This window comes from Fusibacter fontis (assembly GCF_055378735.1).
The window spans coordinates 1,550,770-1,568,253 of record NZ_AP042445.1 but is presented as its reverse complement, the minus strand read 5'-3'; the positions used below and the strand labels follow the sequence as shown (position 1 = coordinate 1,568,253).

Genomic DNA, 17,484 nt, shown 5'->3' with positions numbered 1-17,484 from the left:
GGGGGAACAATGACTGAGAATCATGAAAAATACCATGCGTTGATTAGTAGCATTGATTTTTTTTCGCAGAATTTACATTTAGATCAGATCATTGAATATGGTTTTTCCATTTTTAATGAGTTTAAACAGCCTTTAAAATCGGCAATATATACGCTTACAAATGATAGCTTGTATTATGAACCGAGATTTTCAAATCGTTATGATATCGAACTCCCTAGAATGAATAAAAAAAGTGCGCATGATGATTTCGCTGTAAGAAATGGTTTTTTATTGACGAGTAGAGAAAAGCTAATGAGGTACTTTGAGCCAGATGAGCTAGAAACATTGTCTATATCCATGGTCATGCCGCTTATTATCGACGACAAACTTTATGGTTTTATCATTACTTCTGATGCTGAGGATATGCAGCCTGATGAAGTGGATTTTTTTAATCATTTTAATTACTTGATGAATTTGTCGCTTGAAAAGGCGTCTCGATATTTAGAACGTGCTATTTTAAGAAAAGAAATTGATATTCGCGTATTTAATATCAATACGCTTTCACACACGATGCGCGTATTGCTCTCGGAACTTGATACAAAGACGATCTTACAACTAAGTACAGATGTTATTCGCGAAATCACCACTTGTCAGGTGGCGAGCATCGGACTTTATGACGAAACAGAGAAAAAAATCATCATTCGTAAGTATGATGACATTTTTCAACCGAGAGACCTGTATGAAGATTTTAATTTAAAGCAAATGACCATTCAGAGCAATCAAAAGACGATTTTTTCAGTGGAGAATGATTTTGATGCTTTAGAGGGTATTTTTGAAGAACCTGAAAAGTTTAAATTTTTAGATGCTGAGTACGTTGTGCTTTTGGTAAAAGAGAATATTAAGGGGTTTGTAACCATTTCAAAGTCAATGACCAGTGACCATTATGATATCAACACGCTTGAAAGAATTCAAGATGTTGCATCTATCATGTATATCGGACTGAATAATGCGAGACAATACGAAACGATTGCGGAGCAAAAGGAACTTCTTAAAGAGCATTTAAATGTCCTACAAAGAATGAATAAAATCATTAAAAATGTCAATTCCGCTGAAACGTACGATGAATTATGCGAAAGAATCATGGATACTCTCGCTTTGACATTTGGTGTAGAACAATCGGTACTATTGACGGCACATCAAGGTGAGATCAAGTGTTCGGGAAGCGTTGGGTTAGAAGCAGATCAGATTAATGTGCATTTTGAAACGTTGAAAACGTTGTTTGATGCAAAATCCGAACGAATTGAAGCGGTATTTACTCAAAGCGAAGTGCTCAAAAAATATCCAGAATCATTTGTCACGCTATTTGAAGATATGAATTGTTTGATTACATGTCCGATTAAGCCTTCAAATTATATTGGTGAGCCGCTTGGTGTAATCGTAGTAGGTAAAACAGTGGAGCGTTTGAAGCAAACACAAGTGATTATGATTGATTTGTTGGCCAACAGCGTCGCACCATTGATGTCGCAACTGAAATTGCTTGATCAGTTTAGAGTGAACTATGAGCCTAAACCAAGTTATGTACTCAATCAAATATATTCGGATTATGATAAAGATGTGAAACTGTATGAAATGGATTTCCTTGTGTGGGCGACCCCGTCAGATTCAGAAGAATTGCCTGAGGATACTGCTTTTTCAGAACAGGTAGTAGGTGTAAAAAAAGTGAATTTAGGGGATATTGTGGTGAATTTTTCGCATACTGAGCTTTTGGAAGAATCAGATGTGACAAAACCGTATCTGTGGAATCCAAAATGGGAAGAAGTGGAAACTTGGCTTGAAAATATTAGAAATTTTGAAGCATAAAGTTATTAAATTCATGATATAATTGTTATAGCAATATCAAACGTGGGAATATATACAGTGATGTGAAATACGTTATACAAATGACTATTGAAACTTGAAAGGGGAAACACTATGAGAGTTAGAGCAATTATGACACCTGTTAATGAGTTAACTGTACTAAAACCTTCGGATTCTGCAAAATTTGCGATGCAACTGATTGAAGATAATGGTTTTTTATCATTACCAGTGGTTGAAGGAAAGAAATTTGTAGGTTTCTTATCAAAACAATTTATCTATGATATGTATTTTAAAGAAAAGCAAGGCGATTTTGATCAGTTTTTAAACAAAGCAGTGAGCGAGTTCATTTTTGATAAAATCGATACGATTTCACCAGATGTTTTGATTGAAGAGGCGGCAGATATCTTTTTCAAAAATAAAATTAGATTTATACCGGTTGTTGGTGAGCAAGATGAGTTTTTAGGCATCGTTACTCAAAACGCACTCTTCGGTATTTTAACAAAAATTTATGGTCTACACGATCCAAAAATTTCAATTTTGACAGACGACTTCAGAGGCGTGCTTTCGAAAATTGCTGAGACGATTTCCAAGAATGATGGTAATATCACCAATATCGCGCTGATCGATACTGAAGTTATGGGAATTCAAGAAATTTCAATCCGTTTAGAAGGTCAAGATATCGACAAAATTGTTAAAAAATTAGAGGAAAAAGGATTCAAAGTTCGCGACTATATCAAATAGAACGAGAAGATTATAGAGAAAAATAAGTTTAAAAGCGCCTTTCTATTGGATAGAAGGCGCTTTTTTTATTTGGATGTTTTTCTTAGTATGATAGCCGAAACTAAATAAAGTGCAAGAGCGCTTCCAATAACGCTGAGCCAAACCGTAGTAAAGTGAATGAAAAATTCAAGAGGCATCAGTTGAATCAAGCGATCGGTGCGTGGGTCTAATAGCCAGAGGTCATTTGAGAAGAAGATCTCGTGGAATTTTCTAAAGGCCCAATCAAAATCCGATTGATAGAGTGCAAAAAGACCTGCAAGTACAAGGAACATCATCGCCGAACTGACGCTTAAAACAGTTGAAAGGTGTTTTTTGATAAGGCCCTTTTCTTGTTTTTTAAGAGTTTGTCGAAGTGCTAAAATACAGGATCCTATCAATAGGATGTTGACGATTAGGATCACGATTCGTGTGGACTGGATTAATTTGCGAATATCTTCAAGATGAATTTGTTCTTTTTCATTGTAAAACACGACTTCTTCACCACGGACCACTTCTTTGCCTTTGATGTCACCAGAACCATCTTTGATATAGGTGATTAATGCATGTGTCACACGCGTCAAGCTTTCTTCAGAGAATCCAATGTCTTCGTGGACCTTGAGATCTAAAAAGGAACGGGTATAAAAAGATTCGTTAAATGCTAAGAACATAAACGGTAATACAAGAGTGTTAAATACTAAGCCAAAACTGATGATGAGACAAGTTAAAACGCCCAATAGTGTCTGTTTCTGTTTCATAAAATGCTCCTCTTCGTGTCATTAATTTGATTATATCGGATAAACCTAAAAATGCAAAATGGATTCTGAGTTTTCACAAGGCATTTTCTTGAAGTTGAAAAGTTCTAATGATAGAATGGAATAAACTATAAGGCATCACAATTGTATCATTTGGAGGCGCTATGATTCAGATTGTTTATGGAAAAGCAAAATCTGGTAAAACTCATGAGTTATATTCTAACATTTATCACAAAATGTCCGATCATTCTGAATCTAGGCAGATCGTTTTAATCGTTCCAGAACAATTTACACTGGAAGCTGAAAAGCAGTTGATTGAATTTGGCGATTTAAAAGGATTTATTGGAATTGAAGTTGTGAGTTTTAAAAGACTTGCATATAAAGTATTAGAAGAAATTGAGCAAATTGAAGGCGTTAAAATATCTGAAATAGGACAGATGATGCTGTTAAGGCGTCTGTTTGTTGAAAATGAGTCCAAGTTAAATGTCTATAAACACGCACATAACAAGTACGGATTTTTAACTCAATTTTACGAGTTGATTAAAGAATTCAAACAAAATACCATTGAGCCACAGAACTTAAATCGCGTGATTGAATCATTGGAACCAGAAAGCATGTTAGCAAATAAACTTAGTGATGCCAGTGTGATTTACACTGCATATGAAGAGCTGAAAGAACATGCATTTTTCGATGAAGAAGATTTTTATCAAGTGCTCTTAGAAAGGCTTCCTTTATCAAAAAAACTTCAAGATGCCGACGTGTATATCGATGGATTTGACAGTTTTACTGGACAAGAATATGCCATAATCAATCGTCTAGCGCAACTATCTCAGACATTGACAATTGCAATATGCTCAGACGGTAATTTGAGCAATCCTCTTTTTGCGCATACCAATCACATGTTTCAAAAAATCGTGACAATGGCATCTGAGTTGAATTTGCCAATCAAGATGTCAGCCTGTGACTGGAAAGGTGTTCCAGAAGATTTACGACATATTTCAGAAAATCTTCTATCGTATCCCTACCAAAAAAAAGATACCCTCGAATGCCCTGTCTCGATTTATTCTGCTGAAAATCGACTGGCAGAAGTTGAGCGATGCGCTGGTACCATTCTTCAGCTCGTGAGAGACGAAAACTATACTTGGAATGATTTTGCAGTTATTTCAAACGCAATTGAGCAATATGCCCCTAGCATCAAACGCGTTTTTGATACTTACCAGTTTCCGTATTTTATTGATGAAAAAGTTTCAGTTACCACACATCCACTGGTGCATATGATTGTGTCCTATTTAAAAATGCACGAGGAGCGATTTGCGCCAGAGTACACCATGCGATTTATCAAATCTGGCTTTTTTGGATGTGATGACATCGATATGAGCGCATTTGAACTCATCATTAAACAATTTGGGATTCGCGATAAGCGTCTTGAACACGTGATTGAACAAACCGTCGTTGAGGGCATGGATCTTGGTGGTGTGAACGTAGTACGCGAAAGATTGGTTCGTACCATTTCGCCCGTACTGAAAGAAAAGAAAATTTCAACTGAATCGGCCATTCGATGTATTTACGACATGTTGCTTGAGTTGGATGTAAAAATGCAAATAGATGCAAAAGTTGCCGAGTTCATGGCGTGTAATGACTATGAACATGCTCAGCAGTACGCGCAAATTTGGAACTTGACGATGGATTTATTGGATCAATTTTACACCATCATGGCGGATGAACACTTGTCGCTGTCTGAATGGATCGATGTGCTTGAGTCGGGATTTGACCATATGGAAGTGGGGTTGCTTCCTCAAAATGAACAACAAGTATTGGTGGGAACGCTTGATCGTTCTAAGTCTCACCCCATCAAAGTGTTGTTTGTACTGGGCATGAATGATGGCGTAATTCCGGAATCGGGTAATGACAAGCAACTGATTTTGGATGCTGAAAAAGAAAAATTGGCTGAAATGGGCGTTCAGATGATGGCAGATAGTGTCATGTTTTCCAATAAAGAAATCTTCAATATTTACTTTGCATTAACGCGTCCGTCGGAGCGATTGTATTTTAGTTTTTCTCGAGCTGATGCAGAAGGTGCTTCGCTGAGACCCTCATATCTTATAACAAAACTTCAGAAAATTGCTCCGAGTCTAACAATCGGTGATGATTTTAGAACGCCGTTAATGGCGCAAGATAAAATACAATCCGAATATGCGGTTGTTAAGCACTTGGCAGGTGCTTTGCGAAAAGCCATTGATGGCTACCCATTAGCCGATGAGTGGCGTATGACCTTTTTATGGTTTGCAGCCAATCAACCGGAGGTGTCACAGCTTTTAATTGAAGGTCTGTATCATAGTAACCTCGTTGAGAAGTTAGATAAAAGTCATATTGAAGCAGTCTATCAAATGCCGCTAAAAAGCAGTGTTTCTCGATTGGAACAATTTGTTCTTTGTCCTTTTAAATACTTTGTTGAATCTGGCTTACAGCTGATTCCACAGAAAAACTATGAACTCAATGCACCTGATATTGGCACGCTGTTTCACGGTGTTCTTGAACAGTTCGGGAAGACTATTTACGAACGAAAGCTTTCTTGGAATGCACTTTCGCAGGAGCAATCCAACACCTTTATCGACGAAATTGTCGGTCAATATGCACAAAAAGAAATCTTTCAGTCGCGCTTTCAATATCAATACCTTTTGCAAAAGTTGAGACGCGTATCTAAAAAAGCGGCGTGGACGTTGACGCGTCAATTGGCAACGGGTTCTTTTGAACCGACGGCATTTGAGGTGGCATTTGGAAACGACTTAAATAGTGCTGCTCCAATAACCATTGAGTTGAAAAATGGTGAGAAACTATTGATACGAGGCGTTATTGACCGCGTGGACAAGTTGAACACAGAAGAACGCGATTACATTCGAATCATCGATTATAAATCGGGAAATAAGTCATTGTCCATTTCAGATATTTATAATGGTTTACAAATGCAACTCATGGTTTATCTAAAAGCGTGTCTAAATAATCCTCAGTATTTTAAATCTGAGTCACTTGAACCTGCAGGCGCATTTTATTTTAAAATTGAAGATCAATTTATTGAGTCGACTGAAGTCAATCATCAGTCAGTGGATGCATTGATTCAAGGAGAGCTCAAAATGGATGGATTGGCGCTTGATCATGCGCTTGTTTTAAAAGGGTTTGATGCTCAGTTATATGAAGAAATGAAATCCAGTGTAATCCAAGTACGGATCAAAAACGATGGCGAATTCTCAAAAGATTCAAAAGTCGTTCCAATTCAAATTTTTAAAGGGCTTATTGAACATGTCAATCGAACTGTCTCAGAGGTAGGCGATGCCATTTTAGAAGGTGAAATTGGAATTGTGCCTTGTAAAATGAAAGGATCAAACAGCTGTTCATTCTGTGATTATCAGACGATTTGTCAATTCGATACGAGTTTTGAAGGCAACGCTTATCGAAAGATTAAAGAATATTCCAATGATGACATATTTCAAATTTTAAAGGAGTAATGAGATGGCAAAGTGGACATTTGAACAACGAGCAGCAATTGAATTACGCCAGGCGAATTTGCTTATTTCAGCAGCAGCTGGTTCGGGAAAAACAGCTGTTTTGGTCGAACGGATTACGCAATTGATCCAGCGAAGAGAAGCTGAAATTCATAAGATGCTCATCGTTACCTATACCAATGCTGCTGCAGGTGAGATGCGCGGAAGAATTGAGGCATCCCTTGCGCAAGCGATTGATGTATCTGCTGAAAACAGTGGCTATTTAAATGAACAAATTAAGCTTTTAAATCGGGCAAGTATCAAGACGTTTCACGCATTTTGTTTAGATATTCTTAGAAGTCATTTTCAGAAGATTGACTGTGATCCTGGTTTTAAAATGTTAGGTGAACCCGAGCGGACGATTTTAGTGAGAAAGACGATTGAAGAAGTTGTTGAGCAGTTTTACGAAGCGGCAGATCCCTCATTTTTAGCATTTGTCGATTCCTATTCGGGAAATAAGAACGATGAAAAACTGATTGAAATGGTGCTTCAACTCTTTCATTTTATTCAGAGTCAACCCCATCCTGAGTTGTGGTTAGTTGAAGTTCAGAATGTCTATGCGGATTCTGAACATCCAATTCGTCATAGATGGCACGAATTGATACGAACGCATTTTGTGGAGCAATTAAAATCGGGAATTGAACTGTTAGAACATGCGATTATGCTCTGTGAGCAATCAGGTGGTCCAGCAGTGTATATTCCAACTTTTGAAGCAGACATTAAGGGGTTTGAAGCGATGATTGAAGCGTCAACTTCGCTTGAAAAAATGGCAGAAGTCGTGAACCGATTTAGTTTTAATCGGATCGCATCCATGAAAAAGGGGGATAAAGAATCCTATGACCCTGAGATCATCCTAGAAGTCAAAGATACGATACGCGATAAAATGATTAAAAAGCAAGTGTTTGAAGGCATTAAAAAATTCTTTAGCTATAAATCTATTGAACGATATGAAGCGGAAATTCAAATCATTTCAAGTCGTGTTGAGATGCTTTGTCAATTGACAAATCGCTTCTCTGAGCAATTTTTAGCTGCGAAAAAGAAGAAAAATGTGATGGATTTCAATGATTTAGAACACTATGCCATCAAAATTCTTGAAGATGAAACGGTTGCAAACTCCCTTAAAGAGAAGGTTACGTATATATTTGTAGATGAATATCAAGATGCAAGTGGCATACAAGAACACATTATTCAAAAGATCTGCCGATCCAATAATCTCTTTATGGTGGGAGATGTGAAGCAAAGTATCTATAAATTTAGATTGGCAGACCCAGAGCTTTTTATAAAAAAATACAAGACATTTACAAAACTCGATGCTTTGATATTAGAAGATGATCGTGCATCTGATGAGTTGGAGCAACTTTCAAGTATCAACAGACGTTTAGCTGAGAGTTCGGAACCTTTTTCAGTGAGAATTGATCTAAAGAAAAATTTTAGAACGCGCGCTGAAATCCTTGAGAGCGTCAATACGATTTTTCGATCCATCATGTCAGAAAAACTCGGTGAGATTGATTATGATGAAGATGCGATGCTCTATCCAGGTATGGCATTTGAACCAGCAAAAAACCCTTATTTAGAAGTCAATATTCTTTCGAAGTCCGCTTTGACGGATGGTTCTTTAAATGAGAATGAAGCGGATAACGGGATTGAGGGTGAATGGATAGAGGATGAAGTTGAAGAAATTTTTAAAACTGAGGAACTTGAGGCGCGGGCAATTTCAAATGCCATTAAATCGAGAATAGGGACGCCCGTCTATCACCCTAAAATTCAGGCGTATCGTCCATGTCAATATAAGGATATCGTGATTTTGCTCCGAAGTTCACGTTCTTGGACACCTACATTTGAACAGATTTTTTTAGAAGAGGGAATTCCACTGTTTGCAGATAGCAATACGGGTTATTTTGACACCCTCGAAATCGGCATGATGACAGCTCTTTTAAGAATTGTGGACAATCCCCTTCAAGATATTCCGTTTTTGACAGTTTTAAGATCTCCGATGGTCCGTCTTTCTATTGAAGAGTTGATTCGAATTAAGACGGTTACACAGAGTAAGATGTTTTTTTATCAAAAATGTGTGATGTACTGTGAGCAGTCTGAGAAAACGGATGCACTCTATCAAAAGCTCAACAAATTCTTAGTATCTTTAAATCAACTTCGAGAGAAGTCGCACTATCTACCTATTGATGAGTTTGTATGGGAAGCCATCCGGTTGAATGCATTTGATCAATATGTGAGCGCTATGCCGGGGGGCGTATCGAGACAAGCCAATTTGAAACTGCTGGTTGAGCGTGCTGGGCAGCTAAAAAATTCAAAAATTGCAACTTTAAGCCATTTTATTGAATTTATCGATAAAATGAGTGCGAGTAGTGGCGATTTCGGAACGGCCAGTGTCCTGTCTGAAGAAGATGACGTGGTGCGACTGATGAGTATTCACAAGTCCAAAGGGCTTGAATTTCCAGTGGTGATGATATGTGGACTCGGGCGCAAATTCAATTTTATGGATGCTCAGGGAGATTTGATGCACCATAAAAATATCGGTGTAGCACTTGCGTTTGTAGATTTGGACTTGAGAACCAAGTCCAAGACATTGCCGCAGTTTGTGATAAAAGAACAAATCAAAAAAGAGACCTTGTCAGAAGAAATGAGAGTTCTCTACGTAGGATTAACCCGACCTGTTGACCAATTGGTGTTGTTTGCAACGGTCAATGATTATGCGGCGAAATATAGACAGTGGTCAAGGGGAATCGATGGCATTAGTTTATTACACGCCTCGGGGTATATCGATTGGATCATGCCTGCAATTTTGGGGTCGGAACAAGCGACAATTCGCGTTATGGATGTCGATCAAATAGCCAATCAACTATCGGAAGTCGAACGAGTAGCGTCGGGAAATTTATCTCATTTTAAAGGGATGATCCAAAATACTGAGTCCGAACTCGATGCCGTGAAAGCTCAGAATGACTTAAATACCCTATATCAAGAGATTGATAGGCGTATGCAGTTTAAACCTACAGTGGATTTGGCCATCCAAAAACCGTTAAAAGTGACGGTTACACAATTAAAGACACAGGGTGAATCCGATCAACAAATTCCAGCCCTGATAGAAATGCCGCAATTTATGAAAGCGGATGCATCAATTTCATCCGTTGAGCTTGGAACCGCCCTTCACACAGTATTTGAAAAAATGGATCTTGGCATTGATTCAACTGAAATTGCGATTCGTCAGTATCTGGAGTCTTTGGTTGTACGCAAGTTCCTCTCGGTAAATGCGATAGAAGCTATTGACATAAAACACGTACAGAAGTATATTGAATCCATATTAGTTAAGCGGATGAAACAAGCTAAAAAAGTTCATCGAGAGACGCCGTTTGTACTAAAATATGACATGCAGTACGTTCAAGGAATAATCGATCTTTATTTTGAAGAATTGGACGGTCTGGTTTTAGTCGATTATAAATCAGATAAAGTTGGTAAATTTTCAATGGATGAAATTGCAGAAAAATACCGTCTACAGATCGAACTGTATGAACGTGCTTTAGTTCAATTGACGCAAAAGCCGGTAAAAGAGAAGTATCTCTATTTTGTCGACACCAACATCCTCTACAAGATGTAATGGAGGCTCTATGAAGCTAAAAAAGGAACTTGAAACGGCAATTGGCGCTGCAGAACGCGCAGCTGAAAAGATAATGGAAATATACGAAAAGGATTTTTCTGTTTGTTATAAAAATGACCAATCACCTGTAACAGAAGCGGATATTAAAGCCAATCAAATTATTTTAGAAATGTTACAGCATGCTTTTCCCGAGGATGGCTACTTGTCAGAGGAAGTGCATGACGATCTAAGTCGTAAGCATAAAAAACGATTTTGGGTGATTGATCCATTAGATGGCACCAAAGAGTTTATTAAAAAGAACGGTGAATTTTCCATTAACATTGGACTTGTGGAGAACGGGGTTCCGATTCTTGGCGTCGTCTATATACCTGTGAGAAATCGTGTTTATTATGCCGTTAAAGGAGCAGGTGCATTTCGACGTGAACATACAGGAGAAATAGTAAAAATTCAGGTGTCGAATAGAAATCGACCTTTTAATCTGTTGATTAGCCGGTCACATCCTACGAAGAAAACGTTGTCACTCTTACATGTTCACGTGCGAGATATTTTGTGCATGGCGGAACTTGGAAGTGCCATTAAGGGATGCTTGATTGCCGAAGGCCTTTATGATGTGTATTACAATTTTGGACATTCCATGAAATGGGATACTTGTGCCCTTGAGTGCATCCTTTCAGAAGCGGGTGGAATCATGAAACGCCTAGATGATGCCTCAATCGATTATTTAGAAGATGAAATGAAAAATTATGGATTTTATATTATCAATCACATGGGCAATCACTTGGAGATAAAAGATTTTTAGGAGGCATTTTGAAACGACAATACGAAGTTGTTTTTATGGATTTAGACAATACGCTCTTTGATTTTGAAGCAATAGAAACCGTTGCTCTTGAGGCGACTGCGAATCAGTTTCAAGTTGAAGATGTCGATGCATTTAAAAAACAATACATCCAGATTAATTCTGCACTATGGAAACGCTTGGAACTTGGAGAGTTATCAAGCCACGAAGTTAAGTATTTGCGGTTTAAGCATTTGGTTGAAACGATGAATGTTCCGCTGGATCATGAGTTGATGAGCGGGTTCTATTTAGAGGAGTTAAGCAAGGGGATTGCACTTTTTCCGCATGCAGAATCCGTGTGCGCGTATTTAAGTGAACGGTATCGATTGGTTGCACTGACAAATGGTGTCAAATCCGTGCAAATGAGTCGTTTGAAAAAATCGGGATTTGATCGTTACTTCGAAGCTATAATCATCTCAGAAGACGTGGGATATAGCAAACCTGAAATGGGTATTTTTCAGGTTGCACTTGACCGCATTGGTCATGATGACAAATCCACTGTTCTAATGGTGGGGGATTCACTTGCAGCGGATATGAAAGGTGCAAATGCATTCGGAATAGATACTTTGTGGGTGAACTTTGCTGGAAAATCAGCATCTGAAGACGTTACCATCCATTGGGAAATTAGAGAATTGAATCAAATTTTTGATATTTTATAAAATCAACAGGAGGCGCTATGAAATATGAAATAATTCGTTCTAAGCAATACCTCGTTAACACATGGGCGCATGGAGAGACGACTCAAATGGTGATTTTTCCACCTGACGGAGATTACTCTAAGCGAGCGTTTACTTGGAGAGTGAGTTCAGCCACTGTAACGAGCGAACAATCCAGTTTCACGCCTTTGTTTGGTATCAAACGTTGGATTATGCCTTTCGACAATGAGCTGTTGCTAAAGCACTCCAATAATGGAAAACCACTCTATCAGATTTCGTTAAAACCATATGAAACACATTGTTTTAGAGGGGATTGGGAAACCGAAAGTGTTGGCATGGCAAGAGATTTTAATTTGATGTTCAAAGAAGATGCTTACGGACTTATGAAGTCCTTGCAAATGCTTGAACATGAAAAGAAGCGACTTGGCGTTAGTTTTCCAGAAGCATTTGATGAACGAATTCCGCTCGTATCCAACCAGTGGACACTTGGATTGTATTCGAGAGAAGGCGATTTCACTGTGGAAATGGATGACACTGAACTGGTGTGTCCTTCAGAAGATTTGTTGTTGATCCACTATAATTTAGAAGAAGCAAGTCAGGTTCAAATGACAGTTGTCAAAAATTTGCAAAATCATAGTCAACGGTTGGTCAGTTTCATGATTTCGTATTAACTAAAAAAGCTATTTCTTAGAGAGTGAAACAAAAATTCACTTATAAGAAATAGCTTTATTTTATTTGTAAATGCTGATTTAAAGATGCTGCTTTGAAAACGAACAGATAATCATGTGATTCCTAAGTGCATCAATTAGACGGTGTCGAAAGTGGCAAAAACAAGGTAAATGTCGTCCCTTCGTTGAGTTCACTATCGACGTGGATTGTACCGCCGTGTTGTTCAATTATGATCTTGGCAATGGAGAGACCGAGACCTGTTCCTCCGTGTTGATTATCTTTTGATTTTGTACGCGATTTATCTGCACGATAAAAACGGTCAAAAATATGAGGTAAGTCCTCTTTAGAGATACCGATGCCGTTGTCTTTAATGACAATCATGGCATGTTGCTCTGAATGACGGAGCGATAAGCTAATGGCGCCATTGTCAGGGGTGTATTTGATGCTATTGTCAATGAAGATTCGGATGGCTTGTTTGAGTTTGTCAGCTGATCCGAACAAGGAAATAGCTGGTTCGACATGATCTGTTATCTTATGCTGTGTATCGATGAGATGCGTTTCTTTGACAATTTCAGTGAATAAGTCAGAGAGCATAAAGTCACATTTGTCCATTTTTAACGTTCCTTTATCATTTCGAGCAATAAAGAGCAAGCTTTCAACTAAACTGTGCATATTATCCGTTTCGCCTAAAATTGCTTGGATACTTTCTTCGAGTATAGCAGAATCATCTTTTCCCCATCGGTTCAACATACCTGCATAGCCCTTGATAACTGCGATTGGTGTTCGGAGTTCGTGCGAGGCATCTGAAACAAATTGCTTTTCGCGCTCGTAACTTTTTTGGATATCATCTAGCATTTTGTTAAATGTCGCTGCTAAATCTTTCAATTCGTCTTTTGTACCACTGATGTTAAGTCGCGTACTCAGATTGTTTGCGGACATGTCTTTTACTTGCTCAGTCATATTGAGGATGGGGCTCATATGCTTTTTCGCCATCTTTGATGCAGATAGCACTGAGGTTAAAAGGAGCACGATGCATAAGACAATTCCAATTGGAAAAGTTGCTTCAATCGACTGTGTTTCATAATTCAAAATGACGTGTAGCGCAATGGTATAAGTACTTTGATCATCCAATGTCACGGTTTTAGATTTGGTTAAATCTGGATAATTTGGAAAATCTCGAATGTTGTACTCAACGATCTCGGTTGCTTCTGTATAAGTCAGCTCGCTTGAATCGCTCGAGTAGATTTTTTGATTGGTTGAATCAAATACATATAAATCCATTTCGTGATTTTCAAGATAGAGTGCGATACTTTCATCTTCGAATGATTGAGCAGATAAAATCAAGTCTTCAATATAGGCAAGATCGTCTTTAAGGGTTTGTTGTTTGGAATAGAATAAGTAATATGAAAAAGATAAATAGACGGTTGCAAATAAAAGCGCAATTAATACAATCAAACGAATGGCATATCCAAGGGTCAGCTTAAAGGTGATATTAAAACGAATGAGAGAAATAAACTTATTATATTGGACAGACAAATAGGATTGCCCACTTTCACGTAGAGCTTTTTCCTTGGCGATATGATCGCGTCTTTCACGAACGACATCTTTTTTCGGTTCCGGTTGTCGATTGTTCTTACTTGTCTGAACCGGTTTTGGATGAGACGGCGCAGCTTGCATTTTTGCAGGCGGAGTCGATTGAGTTTGCTTTGGCGATTGTGTCTGCTTTGTCGGTTGAGTCTGCTTGAGTGCTTGTGTCTGTTGTTTTAGCGCTTGAGGTTGCTGCTTTGGCGCTTCAGGCTGATTCTTTTGTGTTTGTTGCGCCGATGCATGAAAGTTCTGAGATTGAGTCTCTTTACTTATGATCTTCATCTTTAAATAAGTAACCTACCCCTCTGACAGTGTGAATGAATTTAGTTTGGAAACAATCATCAATTTTACTTCTTAAATAACGCACATAGACGTCGACAATTTTAGTTTCTCCAAAATAGTCATACCCCCAAACTTTATCTAAGATTTGTTCTCTCGTTAAGGCAATATTGCGATTTTCAGCTAAATAATGAAGTAAATCAAATTCAGTTTTAGTCAGTTCAAGTAAATGATCATCATAGGAAGCTGTGTATTGATTGTAATCGATTTTGAGTTTTCCAGAGACAAATTGGTTTGTGGGTGTTGTGGGTTGTAATGACGCTTTTCGAAAAACGCGTCTTATTCTTGCGAGGAGTTCTTCGATCGCAAATGGTTTGGTCATATAATCATCTGCGCCAAAATCAAGTCCCATCACTTTATCCATGGTGTCATCTTTTGCTGTGAGCATGATAATAGGCACTTCTGAATTCAGGCGTATCCGGCGGCAAACTTCCATGCCGTTCAACCCGGGAAGCATGATGTCTAAAACAATTAAATCAAAATTCCCCTCTAATGCCTTATCTAGGCCAGTTCTTCCGTCGTTTGCAGTATCTACATCAAATCCTTCGTGTTTAAGCTCGAGTTCAATAAAACGCGCTATTTTCAGATCGTCTTCAACGATGAGTATCTTTTGCATGGCTTCCTCCACTCATTTATTAGTGATACGCGAAACGATTTTGACAAATAACGGTTCATTTCACATAACGATTCACTTAAGTTTACTATAGCATTTTGAAGGGTCAATTTAAAGTAAAAAGAGAGAAACAACTGTTTCTCTCTCGGGTGTCGTATTATCTTAAACGATCTTCTGGTTCCTCAGCATCGCGGTTAGCTGTTTTTGCTTTTTCAGTTGCTTCTAAGTTGAGAATGTTCACTGATTGGCCTGCTTGGTCTTGAATGGAGATTTTATAACCAAATAGGTAAGGGATGATTAAGACAAATAGAGAAACTGGCAATGTAAATAAGATGATGAGTGATGCAATTGTCAATGGAATATCAATGATTTTCTTTTGTGAATTGCCAATGACAAAGTTTGTCTTGTGCATTTTTTGAATAAAGTTTTTTACGTCATCAAAGAAGTCAGTATTGTTTGGATTTTTTTGAGATTGAGTTCTTTGTGATCCGCTTCTATTGCTTTTTTGAGCAGTTTTGTTGGATGCTGTTTTATTTGAAGCTTCTAAATAGATAAGTGCTTCAACCATATCGCCATCATGCATTTCTAATGCTTCTTTCGCTTCTTTGTAGCTAATATTTGCACGCTCCATAAGCATGTCGATTTTTTCTAAACTAACTGACATTGTATGCCTCCTTATAATTACATGTTGTATTTGTGTTATTTATTAATGTTAGTTTACAATGGTTTCCTTAGATATAAACCAACGTTTGGTTAAAATTTGGAAAGAATTATTGATCTTGATGTTTTGATTGTGTATGTGTTTGAATCCAATCGTTCACATCTGTTGTTTGTCCATTTTCGTGAGTGAGTTTCATTCTAATTCCAAAGAATAATGGAGCAATGAGTGCGATAAGTGAAATCGGCATCAATAAGAATGCTAACAGAATCACAACGAGGAGTGGGATTTCGACTAATTTCTTATTTGCATTGCTCCAAGTCACTTTAATAGCCAAACCCTTTTGAATGAATTTCGAAATCTGTTTGAGTAAGAATTGTCCTTTTTTAGTAAACTGATCTTTCTTTGCTTCATAATCTGCTTTGCGTTGTTGCTCTCTTTGTTGTTGATCGGATGCTTGTTTTGCCTCTGTAGCTTCTTCTATTTTGAGTATAGCTTCAACTACATTACCATTGCAAGCCTCTAAAGTTTCTTTTGCAACTTTATAACTAACATTTGTTCTCGCCATAATTTGGTCGATATTCTCGAGTGTTACTGACATAAGAGTTCCTCCTTTAAAGAACGTATCCAATTGACTGGATGGTTTATGAACTTAGTATAGAGCGAGTTCGTTAATAGAAAACCAACAATAGGTTAGAAATCAGATAGAAATTCCTTAATATCCGACTAATGTTCATCCGTCAGAATCTGATACGAAGTCCGAATAACACTGTTGACTAAAATGTTACTAAACCGTAAGTAAAATGAATGAATGTTAATATTTAAACTATTGACGTTGCAACGTTCAAGTGATATTATCAGTAGCGTTGACACGTTGCTAAATAGTAACAAGTTTCACATTTATCCCCCCTTATAATAGATGTAGACTGTCAATGTTGACGCATAATGATGCGTCTTTTTTTTTGACTTTTTTTGGTAAAAATTCTAAACTAGGAACTAGGAGAGTCATTATCTTATATAAGATCATGTCACATTAAAGTAACTAATGACGTGATAGCATCTTCGGTGCATAAAGGAGCCCTATATGATCATAGGAAATGGAGTCGACATTGTCGAAATCAGTCGCATTGAGTCGATTTTATCAAAACAACCTCGCTTTCTAGAACGAAACTTTACACAAAATGAAATTCAGTTGTTCGAAAGTAAACAGATGCGAGCTGAAACCATCGCGGCAAATTTTGCTGCGAAAGAAGCACTATCAAAAGCTATGGGAACTGGAATACGTGGATTTGAACTAAAAGAAATGGAAATTCTGAGGAATTCTCTAGGAAAACCTGTTGTGACGCTTTATGGAGCCGCTGAAGCAATGGCAAACAAACTCGGGATCACGCGATTTGAAATTTCACTTTCACATCATTCTCAAGATGCCATTGCATTTGTCATCGCACTATCAGAGTAGAAAAATTCATGAATTTTGCTAGATTATTCGTGCGAAAAAGCGTAAAATAGTGGAGGCGTAATCTTTATAAGACTTAAAGCCGACATCCGTTTATCGTAAACATGAATTAAATAAACATATACACAAATCAATTTAATGTATACATGAATCAGTTTGACGTATACAGAAATCA

Annotated in this window: 13 protein-coding genes; 8 read left to right on the top strand and 5 right to left on the bottom strand. The window is 37.7% G+C overall.

All coding sequences use genetic code 11. The features are described from left to right. The first annotated feature begins 9 nt into the window (after window positions 1–9). Window positions 10–1,839 (top strand): GAF domain-containing protein, encoded by a 1,830-nt coding sequence (locus ACZ41W_RS07050; protein WP_464314166.1) that lies wholly within the window; start codon window positions 10–12, stop codon window positions 1,837–1,839. Between the two features lie 111 nt (window positions 1,840–1,950). Further along, window positions 1,951–2,577, top strand: a complete 627-nt coding sequence (locus tag ACZ41W_RS07045) for a CBS domain-containing protein (protein WP_464314165.1) — start codon at window positions 1,951–1,953, stop codon at window positions 2,575–2,577. 65 nt (window positions 2,578–2,642) lie between these two features. Here the strand turns inward: ACZ41W_RS07045 and ACZ41W_RS07040 are convergent, their stop codons facing one another. Then, window positions 2,643–3,350 carry a TIGR01906 family membrane protein gene (locus tag ACZ41W_RS07040; protein ID WP_464314164.1) on the bottom strand — a complete coding sequence of 236 codons (708 nt, stop codon included), beginning with the start codon at window positions 3,348–3,350 and terminating at the stop codon, window positions 2,643–2,645. Window positions 3,351–3,511: 161 nt separating this feature from the next. Between ACZ41W_RS07040 and ACZ41W_RS07035 the strand changes: the two genes are divergently transcribed. Genes ACZ41W_RS07035 through ACZ41W_RS07015 form a run of 5 tightly spaced genes read left to right on the top strand, consistent with a single transcriptional unit; the run spans window position 3,512 to window position 12,658 of the window. Beyond that, complete coding sequence (locus tag ACZ41W_RS07035) at window positions 3,512–6,850, top strand: PD-(D/E)XK nuclease family protein (protein ID WP_464314163.1); 3,339 nt, start codon at window positions 3,512–3,514, stop codon at window positions 6,848–6,850. 4 nt (window positions 6,851–6,854) lie between these two features. Further along, window positions 6,855–10,496 carry a UvrD-helicase domain-containing protein gene (locus ACZ41W_RS07030; protein ID WP_464314162.1) on the top strand — a complete coding sequence of 1,214 codons (3,642 nt, stop codon included), beginning with the start codon at window positions 6,855–6,857 and terminating at the stop codon, window positions 10,494–10,496. A gap of 10 nt (window positions 10,497–10,506) precedes the next feature. Further along, window positions 10,507–11,295: a 3'(2'),5'-bisphosphate nucleotidase CysQ gene (gene cysQ, locus ACZ41W_RS07025; RefSeq protein WP_464314161.1), complete on the top strand. Its 789-nt coding sequence runs from the start codon at window positions 10,507–10,509 to the stop codon at window positions 11,293–11,295. An 8-nt stretch (window positions 11,296–11,303) separates the two neighbouring features. Next, on the top strand, window positions 11,304–11,990 hold the full coding sequence (locus tag ACZ41W_RS07020; RefSeq protein ID WP_464314160.1) for a YjjG family noncanonical pyrimidine nucleotidase: 687 nt from the start codon (window positions 11,304–11,306) through the stop codon (window positions 11,988–11,990). 17 nt (window positions 11,991–12,007) lie between these two features. Next, window positions 12,008–12,658, top strand: coding sequence for a HutD family protein (locus ACZ41W_RS07015; RefSeq protein WP_464314159.1), 651 nt, complete (start codon window positions 12,008–12,010; stop codon window positions 12,656–12,658). A gap of 130 nt (window positions 12,659–12,788) precedes the next feature. Here the strand turns inward: ACZ41W_RS07015 and ACZ41W_RS07010 are convergent, their stop codons facing one another. The 4 genes from ACZ41W_RS07010 to ACZ41W_RS06995 all read right to left on the bottom strand — a co-directional run bounded on the left by ACZ41W_RS07010 (window position 12,789) and on the right by ACZ41W_RS06995 (window position 16,454). Then, window positions 12,789–14,525 (bottom strand): HAMP domain-containing sensor histidine kinase, encoded by a 1,737-nt coding sequence (locus ACZ41W_RS07010; RefSeq protein ID WP_464314158.1) that lies wholly within the window; start codon window positions 14,523–14,525, stop codon window positions 12,789–12,791. Then, a complete protein-coding gene (locus ACZ41W_RS07005; protein ID WP_464314157.1) occupies window positions 14,509–15,198 on the bottom strand; it encodes a response regulator transcription factor in 690 nt (229 codons plus the stop codon). The genes ACZ41W_RS07010 and ACZ41W_RS07005 overlap by 17 nt, the downstream gene beginning before the upstream one ends. 154 nt (window positions 15,199–15,352) lie before the next feature. Next, window positions 15,353–15,859 carry a DUF4342 domain-containing protein gene (locus ACZ41W_RS07000; RefSeq protein WP_464314156.1) on the bottom strand — a complete coding sequence of 169 codons (507 nt, stop codon included), beginning with the start codon at window positions 15,857–15,859 and terminating at the stop codon, window positions 15,353–15,355. A 106-nt stretch (window positions 15,860–15,965) separates the two neighbouring features. Further along, a complete protein-coding gene (locus ACZ41W_RS06995; protein WP_464314155.1) occupies window positions 15,966–16,454 on the bottom strand; it encodes a DUF4342 domain-containing protein in 489 nt (162 codons plus the stop codon). Window positions 16,455–16,937: 483 nt separating this feature from the next. Here ACZ41W_RS06995 and ACZ41W_RS06990 point away from each other — a divergent pair, with 483 nt between their 5' ends. Beyond that, complete coding sequence (locus ACZ41W_RS06990) at window positions 16,938–17,312, top strand: holo-ACP synthase (protein WP_464314154.1); 375 nt, start codon at window positions 16,938–16,940, stop codon at window positions 17,310–17,312. The last annotated feature ends 172 nt before the right edge of the window (window positions 17,313–17,484 follow it).